This window comes from Mumia xiangluensis (genome assembly GCF_010994095.1).
GTDB classification, from domain to species: domain Bacteria; phylum Actinomycetota; class Actinomycetes; order Propionibacteriales; family Nocardioidaceae; genus Mumia; species Mumia xiangluensis.
This window is the reverse complement of record NZ_WJYO01000006.1, coordinates 383,096-402,029: the sequence shown is the minus strand read 5'-3', so window position 1 is coordinate 402,029 and position 18,934 is coordinate 383,096. Positions and strand designations below refer to the sequence as shown.

13 protein-coding genes are annotated in these 18,934 nt (G+C 71.6%); 3 read left to right on the top strand and 10 right to left on the bottom strand.

The window, feature by feature from the left end; genetic code table 11:
- The first annotated feature begins 25 nt into the window (after window positions 1-25).
- Together GH747_RS19615 and GH747_RS19610 are read left to right on the top strand one after the other, a co-directional pair.
- Complete coding sequence (locus tag GH747_RS19615) at window positions 26-1,960, top strand: CocE/NonD family hydrolase (protein ID WP_149771307.1); 1,935 nt, start codon at window positions 26-28, stop codon at window positions 1,958-1,960.
- A 183-nt stretch (window positions 1,961-2,143) separates the two neighbouring features.
- A complete protein-coding gene (locus GH747_RS19610; protein ID WP_149771306.1) occupies window positions 2,144-6,889 on the top strand; it encodes a family 78 glycoside hydrolase catalytic domain in 4,746 nt (1,581 codons plus the stop codon).
- A 52-nt stretch (window positions 6,890-6,941) separates the two neighbouring features.
- On the opposite strand, the gene GH747_RS19605 is transcribed toward GH747_RS19610, so the two are convergent.
- The 4 genes from GH747_RS19605 to GH747_RS19590 form a co-directional block, all read right to left on the bottom strand.
- Window positions 6,942-8,021, bottom strand: a complete 1,080-nt coding sequence (locus GH747_RS19605) for a glycerophosphodiester phosphodiesterase family protein (RefSeq protein ID WP_194842932.1) — start codon at window positions 8,019-8,021, stop codon at window positions 6,942-6,944.
- A 209-nt stretch (window positions 8,022-8,230) separates the two neighbouring features.
- Window positions 8,231-8,893: an SAP domain-containing protein gene (locus GH747_RS22115; RefSeq protein ID WP_149771305.1), complete on the bottom strand. Its 663-nt coding sequence runs from the start codon at window positions 8,891-8,893 to the stop codon at window positions 8,231-8,233.
- Window positions 8,894-8,918: 25 nt separating this feature from the next.
- Entirely contained in the window at window positions 8,919-11,048 is a 2,130-nt protein-coding gene (locus GH747_RS19595; protein WP_149771304.1) for an elongation factor G-like protein EF-G2, read from the bottom strand.
- A 98-nt stretch (window positions 11,049-11,146) separates the two neighbouring features.
- The gene (locus tag GH747_RS19590; RefSeq protein WP_149771303.1) at window positions 11,147-13,066 is read right to left on the bottom strand and encodes an ABC transporter ATP-binding protein; all 1,920 of its coding nucleotides are present in this window, start codon (window positions 13,064-13,066) and stop codon (window positions 11,147-11,149) included.
- Between the two features lie 97 nt (window positions 13,067-13,163).
- Here GH747_RS19590 and GH747_RS19585 point away from each other — a divergent pair, with 97 nt between their 5' ends.
- The gene (locus tag GH747_RS19585; RefSeq protein ID WP_149771302.1) at window positions 13,164-13,604 is read left to right on the top strand and encodes a MarR family winged helix-turn-helix transcriptional regulator; all 441 of its coding nucleotides are present in this window, start codon (window positions 13,164-13,166) and stop codon (window positions 13,602-13,604) included.
- A gap of 67 nt (window positions 13,605-13,671) precedes the next feature.
- On the opposite strand, the gene GH747_RS19580 is transcribed toward GH747_RS19585, so the two are convergent.
- From GH747_RS19580 to GH747_RS19555, 6 genes are all read right to left on the bottom strand, one after another.
- A complete protein-coding gene (locus tag GH747_RS19580) occupies window positions 13,672-14,724 on the bottom strand; it encodes an SPFH domain-containing protein (protein WP_228553011.1) in 1,053 nt (350 codons plus the stop codon).
- Window positions 14,724-15,155, bottom strand: a complete 432-nt coding sequence (locus GH747_RS19575; RefSeq protein ID WP_149771300.1) for an NfeD family protein — start codon at window positions 15,153-15,155, stop codon at window positions 14,724-14,726. The genes GH747_RS19580 and GH747_RS19575 overlap by 1 nt, the downstream gene beginning before the upstream one ends.
- A 270-nt stretch (window positions 15,156-15,425) precedes the next feature.
- Window positions 15,426-16,685 (bottom strand): RNA polymerase sigma factor, encoded by a 1,260-nt coding sequence (locus GH747_RS19570; protein ID WP_149771299.1) that lies wholly within the window; start codon window positions 16,683-16,685, stop codon window positions 15,426-15,428.
- 3 nt (window positions 16,686-16,688) lie between these two features.
- Complete coding sequence (locus GH747_RS19565; protein ID WP_149771298.1) at window positions 16,689-17,090, bottom strand: YciI family protein; 402 nt, start codon at window positions 17,088-17,090, stop codon at window positions 16,689-16,691.
- 247 nt (window positions 17,091-17,337) lie between these two features.
- Window positions 17,338-17,949 carry a MurR/RpiR family transcriptional regulator gene (locus tag GH747_RS19560; protein ID WP_149771297.1) on the bottom strand — a complete coding sequence of 204 codons (612 nt, stop codon included), beginning with the start codon at window positions 17,947-17,949 and terminating at the stop codon, window positions 17,338-17,340.
- Entirely contained in the window at window positions 17,946-18,905 is a 960-nt protein-coding gene (locus GH747_RS19555) for a S66 peptidase family protein (protein ID WP_149771296.1), read from the bottom strand. The genes GH747_RS19560 and GH747_RS19555 overlap by 4 nt, the downstream gene beginning before the upstream one ends.
- Window positions 18,906-18,934 lie beyond the last annotated feature (29 nt).

Here is an 18,934-nt window from a genome sequence, read left to right as displayed (position 1 = left end):
GGGCGCGCGCGCCAGACTGCGGCACATGCAGCAGGCGAACGTGGCGCGGCGCGCGCGCAGGCCCCGCAGGGGCATCGGTCTTCTCCTCACCCTTGCCCTCACGGGCACGGCACTCGTCGCGGGAACCGCGACCACGGCGTCGGCGGCTCCGGCCCCCAAGCCGTACGTGCTCCAAGGCGGCGTCTCGTCACCCGTCTACAGCTACGCGGACGCGATCCGCGAGACCGTCTGGGTGATCGCCCCCGACTTCGACGGTGACGGCGAGGAGGACAAGGTCGCCGCCGACATCGTGCGTCCGCGTGAGCTCGACCAGCGAGGCGTGGACGTGCCGGTCGTGATGGACGCGAGCCCGTACTACACGAGCCTCTGCCGAGGCAACGAGGCGGAGTGCAAGACCTTCGATGCCGCTGGGAACCTCGACAAGTTCCCGCTGTTCTACGACAACTACTTCGTGCCGCGCGGCTACGCCTACGTCGCCGCGGACGTCGCGGGGACCTCGCGCTCGACCGGCTGCGTCGACACCGGCGGCAAGTCCGACGTCGGTTCGATCAAGGCTGTCGTCGAGTGGCTCAACGGCAACGCCGAGGCCGTCGACGCCGCCGGCAACCCGGTCGACGCCGACTGGACGAACGGCAAGACCGGCATGATCGGCAAGAGCTACGACGGCACGATCGCCAACGGCGTCGCCGCGACCGGCGTGAAGGGCCTGGAGACGATCGTCCCGATCAGCGCGATCAGCTCCTGGTACGACTACAGCCGCTCGCAGGGACTGCCCTACAGCTGGAACTATTCGAGCGGGCTCGCCAGCCGCGTCGCCGACAACCGCACCCAGTCGCAGGACTGCTCGGCGACGCTGCAGCGGATGAACGACGAGGACGCCGACGAGACCGGTGAGCACAACGCGTTCTGGGACGAGCGCAACTACCGCGACGCGGCGGCGCTCAACGCCGAGAAGGTCAAGGCCAGCGTCTTCATCTACCACGGCCTCCAGGACACCAACGTCAAGACGCGGCACTTCTCGACCTGGTGGAACGCGCTCGGGAAGGCCGGAGTCACCCGCAAGATGTGGCTGAGCCGCGTCGGGCACGTCGACCCGTTCGACATCAACCGCGACGAGTGGGTCAGCACGCTGCACCGGTGGTTCGACCACGAGCTGATGGGGATCAGGAACACGATCTTGCTGGAGCCTCGCGTGAAGGTGGAGACCACGCCGGACCACTGGGTGGACTCGTACTCGTGGCCCGTCCGGCTCACGACCACCACGCTCCGCCCGCAGGCCGACGGCGCACTCGGCCGGCCGGTGGCCAAGACCACCCAGAGCTGGGTGAACTCGCCGAGCCAGCGTGAGAACACCGCGGCCGCCGAGGGCGCCAACGCCAGCCGGCTCCTGTACGCGACCGCGCCGCTGCTCACCGACGCCCGGATGAGCGGCTCGATGGTCGCGAAGCTGAGGGTCACGTCCGAGGTGCCGACGGGTCAGGTCGGAGTCATGCTCGTCGACTACGGCGAGGCCGACCGTGTCCTCACCACCGGCGACGGAGCGTCCACCACGACGACGGAGACCTGTGTCGGGCAGTCCACGGCCGCCGACGACGCGTGCTACTTCACGATGAAGCGCAATGTCGGGACGACGCCGCTGCAGATCCTCGGGCGCGGGTGGGCCCGGCTCGACGGTGCAGGTACGCACGACGTGACGGTCACCCTCGATCCGGACGACGCCGTTGTCAAGAAGGGTCACCGCCTCGGTGTCGTCGTCGTGGGGGCGGCGAACGGCCGCGTCCGGAACATCGACACCACCGCGTCGACGTACACGCTGGACCTGGCCAGGTCCAGCTTCGCGCTGCCCGGTCTCGCGCTGCCGCAGCCGACCTGGCCGGCCGGATGGGGCTGGCTCCCGAAGCGCAGCGAGGTCGCCCCCGGCACGTCGGGCCTCCCGGCGCTGCTGGACGAGACCGCCTGACCCTCCGCTTCGGGGACGGGCGCGGGGCGCGTGGCCGGAACCGGTCACGCGCCTTGACCCCAGTGTGACCTGGCTCATACTTTCGGCACGCAGGGAGTTGAATCGATTCAACGCGCCGGGCAGCTTCCGGAGCGACGACCCGGGGGAGCCGCCGTGAGCGCGTCCAGAGCCGCACAGTCATCCGTGTCCCGGAGAGTGGTCGCCATCGCGGCCGGTCTCGCGCTCGCCGCGACGGGGACCGGGCTTCCCGCGGCAGCGACCGCGGCCGGACCGGCCGGCAAGGCGGCCACAGCGTCGCCGCTCAGGATCGGTGATCTCGAGGTCGAGAACCAGCCCGAACCGCTCGGCGTCGACGCAGCACGTCCCCGGTTGTCGTGGATCCTCACGTCCGACGCCCGCGACCAGGCGCAGTCGGCGTACGAGGTGGAGATCGCGACCTCCGCGGCCAAGCTGGGCGCCGGCAAGCCCGACGTCTGGGACAGTGGGCGCGTGTCGTCGGCGACGAGCTTCGGGATCGCGCACGACGGACCGGCCCTCGCGAGCGCGACCGCGTACCACTGGCGGGTGCGGGTGTGGGACGGTGCGGGCCGCGCAACCGCCTGGAGCACGGCGGCACGGTTCGAGACGGGCCTGCTCGAAGGGGAGGACTGGGACGGAGCCCAGTGGATCTCGCCCGCATCGAAGGCCGCCGGTGGCAGCTACCTGCGAAGCGGCGTGGACGTCGCGGGCACCATCACGAGCGCGCGCCTGTACGTCGCGGGTCGAGGCAGCTTCGAACGCGGTCCGGACGGCCAGGGCATCTGCTGCGAACAGAACTTCGGCCTCGCTCGCGGCATCTACGAGGCCACGCTCAACGGGAAGCGCGTCGGCGACGACCGCCTCCAGGCGGAGCCGACCGACACCCGCGTGCGTGCGCTCTACCGCACGTACGACGTCACCGACCTGGTCGCGGGTGGCAGCAACGCGCTCGGCCTTCAGGTCGGAGAGGATTCCGACGTCCTGGCACTCCTGAGGGTCACGACCGCCGACGGCCGTACGACGACGCTGCGCACCGGCGAGGGCTGGACGTCGCACGCCGGACCCGTCGTCCGCGCCAACCGCTACAACGGCGAGACGTACGACGCGCGGCGCGAGGTCGCCGGCTGGGACGAGCCGGCGTACGACGCGTCCGCGTGGAGCGCGGCGACGGTCGTGGCCGGCGACATCGGCACGCTGACGTCGGCGCAGTACGAGCCCATGCGGGTCACGCGAAGCCACGAGGCGGTGGCGATCACGAATCCCGCAGCCGGCGTGTACGTCTTCGACTTCGGCACGAACATGTCGGGATGGACCCGGCTGCGCGCCGCGCTCCCCGACGGCGCGAAGGTGACGATCAAGCACGGCGAGCGCCTGTCCGGCGGTCGCGTCGACAACGGGGTGATCGGTGCCGCACAGACGAGCACGTACACCGCCGGCGGCGCAGGAGACGTGGACTGGCAGCCGCGTTTCGTCTACGCCGGGTTCCGCTGGGTCGAGGTCGCCGGGCTCACCGAGGCGCCGACGAAGCAGACGCTGGTCGCGCAGGAGATCCACAACGACGTCGCCCGCACCGGCTCGTTCGAGAGCTCCGACGCGCTGCTGAACAAGCTCCACGTCGCGAACGTCCAGACGCAGCTCAACGGCCTGCACGGCATCCCCGAGGACACCCCGACCCGCGAGAAGCGCGGTTGGATGGCCGACGCGCACATCGCCGCCGAGGCGCTCGTCAACAACCACGACATGCAGGCGTTCTACGAGAAGTTCGTCACCGACATGTCGGACGCCCAGCGCCCTGACGGCCAGGTGCCCGACATCGTCCCGGTCGAGCCGACCTCGGGGTGGCAGAACCGCTCCGACCCGGCGTGGGCGGCGGCGACCGTTCTCATCCCGGGCTACCTCCAGCGCACCTACGGAGACGACCGAGTGGTCGCCTCGCACTACGACTCGATGGCGCGCTGGATCGCGTACGTGGAGACGACGACCTCCGGCGGCCTGGTGACGCGCCCGTCGCAGCAGTGGGGTCAGGACTGGGTTGCGGTCGAGAGCACCGACGGCACGCTGTTCCGCAGCGCGTTCTTCTTCTGGGTGCTGCGCGAGATGACGACGATGGCGACGCAGACCGGCCACGACGACGACGCCGTACGCTTCCGCGCCCGCGCCGCCGAGGTGCGTGACGCGATCAACGCGCGCTACTTCGACGACGTCGACGCGACGTACGGCCCGAGCCAGTTCTCGAACGCCTTCCCGCTGCTCCTCGGCGTCGTCCCCGAGGGCCGCGAGAAGGACGTGCTCGCGACCCTCGTCGGCCAGGTCGAGGCGAAGGACGGCCACTTCACCGGTGGCCTCCCGGGCATCAAGTACATCCCGGAGGCGCTCGCCGCCTACGGCCGCTCCGACCTCGTGCTCGACGTCGTGCGGAACGAGGAGTATCCGGGCTGGGGCTACATGCTCGCGAACGGCCCGGGCACGATCTGGGAGGACTGGCGGGGCGTCTCGTCGCTGAACCACCCGATGTTCAGCTCGATCGACGCCTGGCTGTACGACCGGGTGGCCGGCCTGGGCCAGACCGCGGAATCGACGGGGTACGAGACGCTGCGGGTTGATCCGGAGCTCCACGCCGACCTCGATGAAGCCGCCGCGACGATCCGTACGCCGAGGGGTGACGCGTCGACGCGCTGGTTCCACCGGCACGGTGCGCTCGTGCAGAAGGTCACCGTCCCGGTCGGTGCGACCGCCGAGGTGCGGGTCCCGAAGGCCGCGGTCGAGGACGTGCTTGAGGGGAGTGGCCGTGAGCTCGGCTACGCCGCCGACCGTCCGGGAGTGCGTGAGGTCGAGGCCAGGGGCAAGGACGCCCTCGTGACGCTCGGCTCCGGATCGTACGAGCTGGTCGTCGACCGCACGGCCGGCGCGCTCGGTCGTGCCGACGACGCCCTCACGAAGGTCGGAGCGGAGATCGACCGGCTGCAGCGCAGCGGCGAGCTGTCGTCCGCCGGGCGCCTCCGTCTCCGCGCGGCGACCACCGCCGCCGACGCCTCCGTGCGCGTGGCGTCTGCCCTGCGGCTCAAGGGCAGGGCGGCGCCCGCCGACGAGGCGACGGCCGTGGCGCTGCGCCTCACGAACCTCCTCGTCGCCGCGGTGGCGTGGGAGAACCGGCGCGGATCCTTGAACGACGCCGGGTACGCCGCGCTGCGTCCGCTGGTCGACCGGGTGGCGCGCCTGCTCGCACCGGAGGTCTCACGGGCGAACGGCGTGACCGTGACTGCGAGCGCGGCCGGGCGACTGCTGCCGGGGGAGACGACGACGGTCGACGTCCGGGTCGAGAACACCGGCCGTTCGGCACTGTCCACCGATGGTCTCTCGTTCGACCCGCCGCAGGGGTGGACGGTGAAGACCGTCGACACCCTCCCGGCGCAGATCGCTCCGAAGGCGACCGCCACGGCGCGCGTCGAGGTGTCGGTCGCGAAGACGCAGGAGCTCGGGCCGGTCGTCGTCCCCGGCACCGTGTCGTACGACGTGAAGGGGATCGAGGTCGACCACCCGTTCACCGTCGAGGCCGTGGTGGAGGCACCGGTCGAGATCGGTGCGCTGAGCGTGGCGCCGCGGGTCGTCACCGCCCGCGAGTCAGCGACCCTGAGCCTGCCGCTGCGCAACCTGAGCCCGAGCCGACCCGCGAGCATCGAGCTCCGCGCCGTCACGGTCCCCGACGGATGGACGCTCGCCGACGAGCGCGTGTTCACGGTGCCCGCCGACGGCACCGCCACCGCCACCCTGGCCCTGACCGCGTCCGACGGTGCGAGCGCGACGGGCCGTGTGGTTCTCGACGCGTACGCCGACGGCGCCTTCGTCGGACGCGTCCGGGGCGAGGCGTACCTGCGAGGGCCGGGATGCTCCGCCGACTCCTCCGGCGAGGCGTGCCTTCCGGCCGGCATGGACCTGCTCTACAACTTCGAGGGCGGGCTCGACGGGTGGACGGCGGGTGAGGGTACGGCGAGCGCCGAGTCCGTCCGCTCGTTCGCGAACGGACCAGGTGGCCCGCGCCTGGGGACAGGGGCGCTCGAGGCGACGCCGGTCGCAGGACGGGCCGCCAACGCGTGGCGGAGCGTCGCGGCGACGCCGTCGTCGCCGATCGCGGTCGGCGACGCGACGAGCCTGCTTGCGTACGTCAACGCCTACGGCGGAGGGGGCAGCGTGTCGGAGGTGCGGGTGCGCCTCACGGGGGAGGGCGCCCAGCCGTACGAGAAGACGGTACGGATCACGCCGGACCGGTGGAACAAGGTCGAGGTGGACCTCCGTGCATGGGCGGCGACGTCGGTGACGGGTGTCGAGATCGCGTTCCGCGGGAGCAACGCCGGAGCATGGGGCGGCCGGTTCCAGGTCGACCAGGTCGCACTCGACCGCGCACCGCAGGTGCCGGACCAGGCGGCGAACCTGGCGGCCGGCCGGCCGGTGACTGCTCGCCGCACGCTGAGCTGCTGCGGGTGGTCGGCGGCCAACCTCACCGACGGTGTCCGCGAGAGCACACCGGCGTCGAAGGGCTACACGAGCGACCCGTGGAGCACGGTGCCGGAGTCCGAGGAGTGGGTGACCGTCGATCTCGGGGCGGCGCGCGACCTCGGCAGCGTCTGGGTGTACCCCCGGACCGAGGTGCCTGGCGATGGCCGGGGCACCAGCGGCGCCAACTTCCCGCTCGACTTCGACCTGGAGGTCTCCGACGACGGGACCACCTGGCGTACGGTCAGGTCGCTCGTCGGCCAGGCCACCGACGGCAGCCGACCGCTCGGCTACGAGGTCGAGGGCAACGGGCGCTTCGTACGGCTGCGCACCCACACGTTGGGTCGCCCGTCGCCGGACGAGTCAGGCGCGGGATACCACCGCCTCCAGCTGGCAGAGCTCGAGGTCTACGGCCCCTGACCCGTGCGGAGCGTTCCGGGGAGCGGCACGTGCCGCTCCCCGGGTCGCGCGGTCAGCGTCGGGCGGGGTACGCGCGCGGGAGCCGCATCCCGCGCTCGGCCATGAGCGTACGCACGCGGTCGGGGTAGTCGGTGATGATCCCGTCGACCCCCATGTCCATCAGTGCCGCCACGGTCGGCATGTCGTCGCACGTCCACGGCACGACGTCGAGCCCACGTCGGTGCGCGTCGCGGACCATCTGCGGCGTCACGTAGAACGTGAAGCCCGGCTGGTCGATCGTGCCGTTCTGGGGCGTTCCGTAGACGGGGGAGAGCGTCGTGACACCGTCGATCGACGCCGCAGCGCGCACGAAGTCGCCGCCGAAGTCGTCCGCGTCGATGCCGCCCAGCCACGGCGAGGCTCCCGGCTGCCCGACCTGCAGGAAGTCGCGGTTGGTCAGTGCGACGAGAGGGATCCTCGGCGAGACGCGGTGCATCAGCATGAGGGCGCCCCAGTCGAACGACTGCACAGTGACCTGACGGCTCAGACCGGAGCGTCGGATCTCGGCGGCGACCCTGCGGACGAACAGATCGCGGGGAGCCGTCTCGTGCGGTGCGCCAGCCTCCACCTTGGTCTCGACGTTGAGCGTGACGCCCCAGGCCTTGCGCTTCTTCACGAGAGCGAAGACGTCCTTCAGCTCGGCCATCCGGGCGCCGCTGACGACCTCCTGTTGCGGGAAGCCGGGTCGCTGCTGGTGGCCGCAGTCCATCGTCTGCAGCTGGGCCAGCGTGAGGTCCTTGACGTACTTGCCGACGTAGGGGAACTGCGGGTCTCCCGCGCTCGCCGGCGCGGTGTCCTTGCAGATCGTCGCGGAGACGCGCCGGTCGTGCGTCACGACGACCTTCTCGTCCTTGGTGACCTGCGTGTCGAGCTCGAGGGTCGTGACTCCGAGGGAGAGCGCCTTCGCGAATCCGGCGACGGTGCTCTCGGTGGTCAGGCCGACCCCGCCGCGGTGTGCCTGGAGGTCGAACGCGGCGCGGTGGTGGTTGCCGTGGTGGGAGTGTCGGTCGGTGGCCTCTGCCGTCGCGGGCATCGCCGCGAGGAGAAGAACGGTCGAGGCGACCGCGACGCCGGTGGTGACCAGTCTGCGCATGGGGGTTCCTTCGAGTCGGCTGCGCTGGCCTGACGACGCTACGAGCACCGTGGGGGCGTGACGGTGACGTCCGGGTGGCTACTCGCTGAACAGTGCGGCTCGGACGTCCCGCGGTCAGGGCAGACCGGGCGACGGCCCAGGCGACGTTCGCGGGCGCGCGGTGGTCCCCGATCTGTGCGCGGTGCACGGATCGGGGACGCGACGCGCGCTCAGCCCTGGAGCCGGGCGACCAGCTGCGCCTTCGAGAGGGAGGTGTAGCCCTTCACGCCCTTCTCGCGTGCCGCCTTGCGGAGCTCGACGACGGTCATCGAGGCGTACGACCCGGCGGGCGCCGTTGCCGATGCGGCGGCCGCCGTCTTCTCGGCCGGGGCCTTCTTGGCCGTGGTCGTCTTCTTCGCCGGAGCCTTCTTGGCCGCGGTCTTCTTCGTGGTGGTCTTCTTGGTCGTGGTCTTCTTGGCGGTCGTCTTCTTGGCGGTCGTCTTCTTCGCTGCAGGCTTCGACGCCGGCTTGGGCACATCTCGTGCCGCGACCTTCTTGAGCGTCTGATCCGGCGCCGCCGTCGGGGCTGTGGTCGCCGCCGAGGGCGGTGCCGACTGCGGTGCGGTCGCGCTACCTCCGCCGGTCGCCCTGCTGACAGCGGACGAGCCCAGGCGCGCGAGCTCGTCGCGTGCGGCGTCGACCGTCTCGGCGATCTTGCGCTGGGCCGACTTCGACGCCTTGCGGATCGCCTTCTCCGCATCGGCGCGTGACTTGTCAGCGTCCTTGCGGGCCCGCTTCAGGCGGCTGGTCGCATCATCGAGCGCCTTCTCGAGCTCGGCGATGCGCTTGCGCAGCTGGATCTCGACCTTGCTGCTCTTCGTGCTCTTGGCCATGGGTCCTCCTTGCGTGGGGGCACGGTCAGCGTAGGCGCGATCGCGCCGCAGCGCCCTCCGGCAGCACCTCGTAGTGCGCGAACGCGCGCGTGAACGACGCCGCTCCCGACGTGAGCGAGCGGAGCACGACCGAGTAGCTCAGGAGCTCGGTGGCGGGGACGGCTGCGCGGACGACGCTGCGGCCGCCGTCGGCGGCTTCGGTCCCCTGCACGCGGCCACGGCGCGACGACAGGTCCTCGAGGACCGTGCCGAGGTACTCGTCGGGGACCTCGACCGCGACCTCGTCGACGGGCTCGAGGAGGACGCCGTGAGCACGGGAGGCCGCGTCCTTCAGGGCGAGCGCGCCCGCAGTCTGGAACGCGGCGTCGGACGAGTCCACGCTGTGCGCCTTGCCGCCGGTCAGCGTGACCCGGACATCCACCACGGGACAGCCCTCGAAGACCCCCTTCGCGAGCTGTGACCGCACGCCCTTCTCCACGCTGGGGATGAACTGGCGGGGCACGGCGCCGCCGACCACCTTGTCGACGAACGTGAAGCCGCTCCCGCGGGGGAGAGGCTCGACCTCGATCTGGCAGACCGCGTACTGGCCGTGGCCGCCCGACTGCTTCACGTGCCGCCCCTCCCCGGAGGTCCGGCCTGAGAACGTCTCGCGCAGCGCGACGACCACGGGCTCGGTCTCGACGTCGGCGCCCCCCTCGCGCAGACGGGACAGGACGACGTCGGCATGGGACTCGCCCATGCACCACAGCACGAGCTGTCCCGTCTCGGCGTTGCGCTCGAGCCGCAGGGTCGGGTCGGCGGCCGCGAGGCGGGCGAGGTTGCGGGACAACGTGTCCTCGTCACGCCGCGTCTTGGCGACGACGGCGATCGGGAGGAGCGGCTCGGGCATCGGCCAGGGGTCGATGAGCATCGGGTCGGCGGGCGACGAGAGGGTGTCGCCGGTCTCGGCGGAGCCGATCTTGGTAACGGCGCAGATGTCGCCGGCGACGGCGTACGGCAGTGCGCTGAGCGTGCCGCCGAGGGCTGAGTAGACGTGGGCGACGCGCTCGTCGGCGTCGTGGTCCTCGTGCCCGCGGTCGGCCATGCCGTGCCCGGAGACGTGCACGGTGTCGTCCGGCCGGAGGGTCCCGGAGAAGGTGCGCAGCAGCGAGACGCGCCCCACGTACGCGTCCACCTCGGTGTGGATCACCTCGGCGACGAAGGGTCCGTCGGGGTCGGCCGCGAGCGGGGTGTGCTTGGCTCCCCGTGGATCGGTCGCCACCGGGAGCGGCCGCTCCAGCGGCGACGGGAACGCCCGTGGCATCGCGTCGAGCAGATCGGCCACGCCGACGCCGCTGACGGACGAGACGAGGAACACCGGGAAGAGCGCGCCGCGGGTCACTGCCGTCTCGAGGTCGCGGATCAGCACCTCGGGATCGACCGGCTCCCCGGCGAGGTAGCGCTCCATCAGCTCCTCGTCCTCGCTCTCGCCGATCACCGCCTCGATCAGCGCGTCGCGGTCGGGACCGATGGTGGCGAGATCTGCTCCGTCGGGGTCCACGAGCGTACGGACGCCGTCGGCGTACACGGACCGCCGGAGACTGATGAGACCGATCAGGCCGTCGGGCGCGAGCTCGTACACCGGGTGGACCCCGTCGCCGAGCGCTGCACGCAGACCGGCGACCGCGCCATCGACGTTCGCCCGCTGGTGGTCGATGCGCGCGACGACCAGCGCGCGGGGCATCCCGACCGCGGCGCACTCCTCCCACACCGCGCGGGTCGCCCCGTCGACCTCGTCAGTCGCTGAGACGACGAACAGCGCGGCGTCCGCCGCGCGGAGCCCGGCACGGAGCTCGCCCACGAAGTCGGCGTACCCGGGTGTGTCGATCAGGTTGACCTTCGTGCCGTCGTGCACGAGCGGGGCGACCGACAGACCGACCGTGCGGTGCTGCCGGACCGCAGCGGGATCGTGGTCGCCCACCGTCGTACCGGCTTCGACCGAACCCGCGCGGGGGATCGTGCCGGACGCGGCGAGGAGCGCCTCGACGAGCGTGGTCTTCCCCGAGCCCGACGGACCGACGACGGCGATGTTGCGGAGGTCCGCCGGGCTCTGCACCGCGACCGCCGCCCCGCCCTGGCCGCCCCTGCGGCTCTCGTCCGAAGCCTTCACGCCCATGGCTCGCCACCCCGTTCGACCTCGTCGTCGTTGCTCCCAGGTCGATCACACTCCGTCTGGCGGCCGAGGGCAAGCGGTGTGCAGGTACGGACGTCGCATCACGCTGCCGCGACGTCCTCATCCGCACGAGCGGCGTCAGCGGCGAACTGCGTCCGGTAGAGGTCCCCGTACGTCCCGCCTACACCGAGGAGCTCGGTGTGGGTACCGCTCTCGACGACGCGCCCCTCGGAGAGGACCAGGATGAGGTCGGCGTTGCGGATGGTCGACAGCCGGTGCGCGATGACCAGCGAGGTGCACGTCGACAGCGCCTCGTCCAACGCGGCCTGGACGGCGGCCTCGGACTCGGAGTCGAGGTGGGCCGTCGCCTCGTCCAGCACGACGAACGCCGGCTGCTTGAGCAGCATCCGCGCGATCGCGAGCCTTTGACGCTCGCCACCGGAGAGTCGGTAGCCCCGGTCGCCGACCACCGTCTCGAGACCGCTCGGGAGCGAGGCGACCAGGTCCCACACGTGGGCCCGGCGGAGTGCCGTCTCGAGCTCGGCGTCGGTGGCGTCGGGCTTGGCGTAGCGCAGGTTGGCGGCGATGGTGTCGTGGAAGACGTGGGCCTCCTGCGTGACGACGCCGACCGCGTCGTGGAGCGACTGCTGGGTCACGTCACGCAGGTCCGCCCCGGCGATCCGGACGACGCCCGCGGTCGGGTCGTACATGCGGGTCGCGAGCTGGGAGATCGTCGTCTTGCCGGCACCGGAGTGCCCGACGAGCGCGACGGTGGCGCCGGCGGGGACGGAGAAGCTGACGTCGCGGAGCGTGTCCGAGACCGGGTCGTTGCCGAGCGTCGCGACGTCCTCGAGCGAGGCCAGCGACACCTCCGCCGCTGCCGGGTAGCGGAACGCCACCCGGTCGAGCTCGAGCGTGGCCCCGTGGCGCCGCAGGTCGTCGGCGAGGTCGTGGGCGTCGGGAGCGTCGGCGACCATCGGTTCGAGGTCGAGCACCTCGAGGACGCGCTCGAAGCTGACCAGCGCGGTCATCACGTCCACCTGGACGTTGGACATCGCGGTGATCGGGCCGTACAGGCGTCCCAGGTACGCGGTCAGCGCGACCACCATGCCGACCGTGAGTGACCCGCCGATCGCCATCAGGCCGCCGGCGCCGTACACGATCGCGGTGCCGACAGCCGCGACCGTGGTCAGTCCGGCGCGGAAGTAGGTGCCGAGGACCGCGGTCTGGACGCCCGTGTCGCGGACGCGGCCGGCCTTCTGAGCGAAGTCCGCGGACTCGGCGGCGGGGCGACCGTACACCTTCACGAGGTGGGCACCCGCGACGTTGAACCGCTCGTTCATCATCTGGGCAACGTCGGCGTTGAGGCCGTAGCGCTCTCGGGTCAGCCCCGCGAGCTTCCGACCGACCCAGCGTGCCGGCAGCACGAACGCGGGGAGCAGGACGAGCGAGACCAGCGTGAGCTGCCACGACATCGCGAGCATCGCCGCGAGGGTGAAGACGATCGTGAGGGAGTTGCTGACGACGTTGGAGAGCGTGGACGTGAACGCCTGCTGGGCTCCGAGGACGTCTCCGTTGAGTCGCTGTACGAGGGCGCCGGTGCGGGCCCGGGAGAAGAATGCCAGGGGCATCCGCTGGACGTGGTCGAAGACGGCGGTCCGCAGGTCCCAGATCAGTCGCTCGCCGATGCGGGACGAGACCCACGTCTGGGCGACGGTGAGGGCGGCGCCGACGATCGCGAGACCGGCGATGACGAGCGCGAGGGTGACCACACGGTCACGATCGCCCGCAGTGATCCCGTGGTCGATGAGGTCGCGGATCGCGAGCGGGGTGAGGGCGCCGGCAGCGGCGCTGATCGCGATGATGACGAGGAACACCGCGAGCTGGCGACGGTAGGGCCGGGCGAACGCGAGGACGCGTCGCAACGTGTCGCGGTGGAGCGTGTGCTTGGCGATCGAGGAGTCTTGGGTGAAGGAGCGGCGGCCACCGCCGCGGGCTCCGGTGGGAGAGCTGAATGCCATGGGAGACCTCCTGTTCTCTCTGGGTCTGCACCAGAAGTGAGTCTAGTTCACTATCAGGTACACACAAAGTCATTAATGTTCACGGTAGGGTGAGGCCATGGTGACCGAGGGCCCGACCGGGGCCGAGTTCCTCTCCCTGCTGCACGCCGCGATGCGCGCGGTGCGCTGCGAGGCCGATGCCCAGATGGGCGAGGAGGCAGTGGCGCCCGGTCAGATGCGGATGCTGCGGGCGCTCGCGCGTGCCGGCGGATCGACCCGGCCGGGCGAGCTCGCAGAGATGCTCGGCGTGAGCCCACGCTCCGTCACCTCGAAGGTGGACGCCGCCGAACGAGCCGGCGACGTCGTCCGCCGCCCCGACCCGAGCGATCGCCGCGCGACGCTGGTCGAGCTGACGACACGCGGGCGCGACACGCTCGAGCGCCTTGGACGGCTTCGTGCCAGCGGCGCGGGCGGACTGCTCGAGCACCTCTCCGTGGACGAGCAGCGCCACCTCGTCGCCCTGCTCCAGAAGGTCGTCGGGGACGACCGCCGCTGCTGACCGGCGCCGAGCGGACGGTCACCGTTGTCGTGGCGGCTAGTCCGACCCGCGCTAGTTCCGATCCGCGCTAGTCCGACCCGCGCTGGGCCGCGGCGACCTCGGCCTCGGCATCGGCGACCGCGTCCTGGGCCTGGCGGGCGACCCGCTCTGCCGCGGCGATCGGATCAGGCGGAGAGGGACCGACCTGGTTCGGACGGTCATCCGGCGTGCTCGTCGCGGCCTTGAGCGGCTCCTGGGCCGGCGCGTCCTCGGTCTGCGTCCCGCCGAACGCCTCGGACACGGCGCGTACGGCCTGGGTCAGCTCGCCCGGGATCACCCAGAACGTGCTGTGCTCGCCGCCGGCGAGGTGGGGGAGCATCTCGAGGTACTTGTACGCCAGCACCTTCGGGTCGGCGTCGTTGCGGTGGACCGCCTGGAAGACCCGCTCGAGCGCCGTCGCCTCGCCGTCAGCGCGAAGGATGGCGGCCTGTCGGTCGCCCTGCGCCACCAGGATCTCCTGCTGGCGTGTCCCCTCGGCGGTGAGGATCTTCGCCTGCCGCTCGCCCTCGGCGTGCAGGATCAGGGCACGCTTGTCGCGCTCGGCACGCATCTGCTTCTCCATCGCCTCCTTGATCGTCGACGGTGGGTCGATCGCCTTGATCTCCACGCGGTTGACGCGGATGCCCCACTTGCCGGTCGCGTCGTCGAGGACGTTGCGCAAGCGGGCGTTGATCTCCTCGCGCGACGTGAGCGTGCGCTCGAGGTCCATGGAGCCGATGACGTTGCGCAGCGTGGTGACGGTGAGCTGGTCGATCGCCTGCAGATAGTGGGCGACCTCGTACGCCGCCGCGCGCGGGTCGGTGATCTGGTAGTAGAGCACCGTGTCGATGTTCACCACGAGGTTGTCCTCGGTGATCACCGGCTGCGGGCGCGATGAGACCACCTGCTCGCGGACGTCGAGCTTGGTGTTGATGCGGTCGACCAGCGGGATGATGAAGTTCAGGCCCGGCTGCAGCGTGATGCGGTAGCGGCCGAAGCGCTCGACGTTGTACCGGCGGGCCTGCGGCACCACCCGGACCGTCGAGAGGACGAGGAAGGCGACCACGACGGCGAGCACGACGATCGGGACGACGAGCTCCATCACGTCTCCCAGGAGTGGACGACCGCGGTCGCGCCGTCGATCTCGATCACGTCGACCTTCGTGCCGGCGGGGATCACCTCGTTCTCCTCGAACGCGCGGGCCGACCACTCCTCGCCGGACACCCTGACGAGCCCGCGGAGCGCCGTGACCTCCTCGGTCACGACCGCGACCCGCCCGACGAGCGCGTCGCTGCCGTCGCGGACGGTCGGCGGCTGCCGCAGGTGACGACGGGCCACCGGGCGTACGACGAGCAGGGTGGCTGCGCCGGTGACGGCGAACGCGAGAAGCTGGGCGAGCAGGGAGCCACCCATCCCGGCCACCACGGCGGCGGCGAGCGCGGCGACCGCGAGCAGGCCGAGCGCGAAGGTCAGCGTGAGGGCCTCCGCCACGCCGAGGAGGACTGCTATCACCAGCCACACGATCCACGGCATCGCGCACCCTCCGGTCGAGCGGGGGGATGTCTCGATCGTACTCCGCTCTGCATCGCGGAGACTGTCGACGGCTTCGATCCCGAGGTGGGCCGAGAACGTGGTCGGGCCGCTCTCGCCGGGGGAGACGTGAGCGGCCCTTCCAGTTGTCACGGTGTCGGCGGGGGGTGGCGATCCCCGGGGGAGGGACTCGCCGCCGACGTGGTGACAGTGATGAGACGGGTGGCCGCGCCGGTCATGACGCCCTGTACGGAGTGATCTCGGCCACGGTCCTTACATCCCCGGACGCTCCGACCTTGCGAGACGCAACGCCGCGGCGTTCAGGTAGCGGCGTTGCGGCAGGGCGGTCGCCCGGCGCGCGGCCTCCTCGTACGCCGTCCGAGCGGCATCGCGGTCGCCGCGCCGCTCCAGGAGGTGGGCCCGAGCCGCCAGGTAGCGGTGGCCCTCAGCGACCCGCCGGTCCGTCGCGAGGGCGTCGAGCCGGGCGAGGCCCGCGTCGGGGCCGTGGACCATCGCGACGGCGACGGCGTGGTTGAGGGCGACGACGGGACTGTCCGTGGTCGCGGCCAGCAGGTCGTACAGGGCGAGGATCTGGGGCCAGTCGGTGTCCCCCGGCGTGGCGGCCTCGTCGTGGAGGGCGGCGATGGCTGCCTGGAGCTGGTACGGCCCCGCCCCGCCGGGGCGTCCCAGCGCAGCGGTGACGAGGGCGGTGCCCTCGTCGATCATCGCGGCGTCCCACCGCGCACGGTCCTGGAACTCCATCGGGACAGCCACGCCGTCAGGACCCGTTCGTGCGTCGCGGCGCGCATGCGTGAGCAGCATCAGCGCGAGCAGGCCTTCGACCTCGGGATCGGCGGAACGCAGCCCGACGAGCACGCGGGTGAGCCGGATCGCCTCGCGGGCGAGGTCGGGACGCGCGATCGCCGGCCCCGACGTGGGGGCGTACCCCTCGGTGAAGACGAGGTACAGGACGTGGAGCACGGCCTCGAGGCGCGCGGTCCGCTCGGCCGCCGGGGGAAGCGCGAAGGGGGTCCCGCTCACCGCGACCGTGCGCTTGGCGCGGGTGAGCCGGCGGGTCATCGTCGCCTCGGGGACGAGGAAGGCCCGGGCGACCTCTGCGGCCGTGAGGCCTCCGACGGCGCGGAGCGTGAGGGCGATCTGCGAGGCCACGGAGAGGGCGGGGTGGCAGCAGAGGAAGAGGAGCACGAGCGTGTCGTCGGCGCTGTCGTCTCGCGCGTCGGCAGGTGGCCCGACCTGGTGATCGGGGAGGGCGTGGGCGGCGAAGGCGTCCTCGCGTCGTCGACGCGCCTGCTCGCTGCGGAGCAGGTCGGTCAGGCGGCGCGCCGCGACCGTCACCAGCCAGGCGCGGGGCCGGTCGGGGACGCCGTCGCGTGGCCACTGGGCGGCGGCCGCGAGCAGCGCCTCCTGGACCGCGTCCTCGGCGAGGTCGAAGTGGCCGTAGCGCCGGACGACCGCTCCGAGGACCTGCGGCGCCTCGGAGCGCAGCAGGTCCTCGAGCGGCTCGCCGGCCATCGGTCAGGCGGTGAGGTCGTCGAACGCCCCGACGATCGGGCGGACGTCGACGTACTCGCCGTCGGCATCAGGGTTCACGAACCGGGCTGCGATCTCCGTGGCTCGGTCGAGGCTCCCGCAGTCGATGATCGTGAGCCCGGCGAGCACCTCCTCCGTCTCCGCGTAGGGGCCGTCGGTCGTGACGGGCACACCCTTGCGGACCTGCACCCGCCGCGCGTGGACCGGGTCGCTGAGGCCGTGGGCGGCGACGAGCTCGCCGGACTCGGCCAGCTCGGTGTGGATCGCGACCATCGCCTTCTCCATCGCGGCGACGTCGTCGGCGGTGATGGAGCTGTGGGCGTCCGGTCTGCCCGCGATCGCGTCGTAGTCCGCCTGCGAGCCGTACAGCAGGATCATGTACTTCATGGCTGTCTCCTCTGGTCGGGCGCCTGGGTCGGCGTCTCGCAGGAGACGTCGTCGCCGCCGGCAGGATCCGGACATGGATCACGGTCGAGATCAGACTGCCATGCGGGCGACGGAGGTTGAGGGTCACGGGATCGGGCAGGGGGTTTGTAACCCGACCCCGTGACATAGATGAAACGCGGAAGAACGTCCAAAATGACGCGAATGACCGGGTGATTTAGGTCACCCGTCCAAGAAGCGTTTCCGCAGGTCAGTCGACGTACAGGTCGAGAACCTCGCCGAGGTGGTCGCGCTGTGCGCTGCGGCGCCCGGAGCCCTTCGCGCTCGCTGCGGTGAGCGAGGCGATGAGGCCGATCACCAGGCTCATGCTGGTGGGCGACTCGTCGAAGGAGAGCCCGGACGGTGGGACCAGCACGACGTCGGCTCCGGGCAGGGTGGCGAGCGGCGCGTCCGGCGCATCGGTGATGACGAGCAGGCTGCCGCCGGCATCGCGGAAGGTGGTGGCGATGTCGATCGTGTACTTGCGGTAGCGGTGCAGCGAGAACGCCACCAGCACGTCCGAGCTCCGCACGTCGCTGAGAACGTCGATCGGGCGGATGATCGTGCCGTCGACGAGGTGCACGTTGGCGAGGCTGGCGCTGAGGTCGAGCGCGAGCAGCGAGGCGTAGGCGAACGACTGCGTCGCGCCGATGATGAACCGGCGACGCGCGCCGACGATCGCTGCTGCCATCTCCTCCAGCGTGGTGTCCGTCTGCGCCCAGTCGAGCATCGCGTCGAGCTGCTTGCGCTGCTCGTCCACGAGGCGGCGCTTGAGCAGGGCGGCGGAGCGGCGCTGGGGGCGTGCAGGGGTGTCGTCGATCATCGCTGCTCCCGAGAAGTCGTGGTGGCGAGCCGGGCGCCGGAACGGATGGTCAGTGCGGGCGTCGAGGCATCGAGGTCGACGACCGTGCCGAGCGGGATGCTCGGCGCGGCGGGGCCGTGCCCGAACCCGAGCTCCCAGGCGATCGGGACCCCGAGCGGGCCGAGGCGTTCGGTGCACACCTCGCGCACCGCTTCAAGGTCGCCGCAGTCGTCCCAGCTGCCGAGCACGATGCCCGCGACGTCGTCGAACCACCCCGAGCGCAGCAGGGACGTGAGGAAGCCGTCGATGCGGTACGGCTCCTCGTTGACGTCCTCGAGCAGGGCGACGTACGGCCCTGGCCGAGGTGCTGGGCGGCTGCGCGCCCCGATCGTCATCGCCAGGACGGCAAGGTTGCCACCGATCAGCGTGCCTGACGCCTGACCCGTCGTGATCGTGCCTGCGCCGCTGCGCGTGTAGGTGCGTCCGTCCCAGGGCTCGAGCATCGCGCGGCGCAGGTCGGCGGTCGCGGCGGCGTCGTCGAGGAGGGCGAGGGTGGCGATCATCGGCGTGAACCAGGTCGAGACACCGAGCGACTCCCGCCAGTACTCGTGGATCGCCGTGACGTCGGAGCTGCCGAACAACGGTTTGGGGCGCGCTGCGCGCAACGCCTCCGCGTCGAGGTGGTCGAGCACGCGAACCGAGCCGTACCCGCCACGGACACAGAAGACGGCGTCGACCGTCGGGTCGCACCAGGCGTCGGTGAGGTCCGCGGCGCGGTCGGCGTCGGTGCCCGCCAGGTAGTCGGCCGTCGGGTGGTGGTCACGGACGTGCTTGCTCTCGACCGGCTCCAGTCCCCATGTCCTCAGGAGCTCCGACGCACGGTCGAGCTGGTCGCTCGGCACGGGTCCCGCCGGCGCGACGAGGGCGACCCGGTCACCGCGTGCGAGCGGGCCGAGTGAGGGGGCGTGACGGGGCATGCTGCTGCTCCATTGACGAGGTGACGGTA

Bases quoted from the DNA above. Each gene is read 5' to 3' on its own strand.
- GH747_RS19615 (WP_149771307.1), top strand. From the start codon at position 26: ATGCAGCAGGCGAACGTGGCGCGGCGCGCGCGCAGGCCCCGCAGGGGC.
- GH747_RS19605 (WP_194842932.1), bottom strand. From the start codon at position 8,021: ATGCGCAGACTGGTCACCACCGGCGTCGCGGTCGCCTCGACCGTTCTT.
- GH747_RS22115 (WP_149771305.1), bottom strand. From the start codon at position 8,893: ATGGCCAAGAGCACGAAGAGCAGCAAGGTCGAGATCCAGCTGCGCAAG.
- GH747_RS19595 (WP_149771304.1), bottom strand. From the start codon at position 11,048: ATGGGCGTGAAGGCTTCGGACGAGAGCCGCAGGGGCGGCCAGGGCGGG.
- GH747_RS19590 (WP_149771303.1), bottom strand. From the start codon at position 13,066: ATGGCATTCAGCTCTCCCACCGGAGCCCGCGGCGGTGGCCGCCGCTCC.
- GH747_RS19585 (WP_149771302.1), top strand. From the start codon at position 13,164: ATGGTGACCGAGGGCCCGACCGGGGCCGAGTTCCTCTCCCTGCTGCAC.
- GH747_RS19580 (WP_228553011.1), bottom strand. From the start codon at position 14,724: ATGGAGCTCGTCGTCCCGATCGTCGTGCTCGCCGTCGTGGTCGCCTTC.
- GH747_RS19575 (WP_149771300.1), bottom strand. From the start codon at position 15,155: ATGCCGTGGATCGTGTGGCTGGTGATAGCAGTCCTCCTCGGCGTGGCG.
- GH747_RS19570 (WP_149771299.1), bottom strand. From the start codon at position 16,685: ATGGCCGGCGAGCCGCTCGAGGACCTGCTGCGCTCCGAGGCGCCGCAG.
- GH747_RS19565 (WP_149771298.1), bottom strand. From the start codon at position 17,090: ATGAAGTACATGATCCTGCTGTACGGCTCGCAGGCGGACTACGACGCG.
- GH747_RS19560 (WP_149771297.1), bottom strand. From the start codon at position 17,949: ATGATCGACGACACCCCTGCACGCCCCCAGCGCCGCTCCGCCGCCCTG.
- GH747_RS19555 (WP_149771296.1), bottom strand. From the start codon at position 18,905: ATGCCCCGTCACGCCCCCTCACTCGGCCCGCTCGCACGCGGTGACCGG.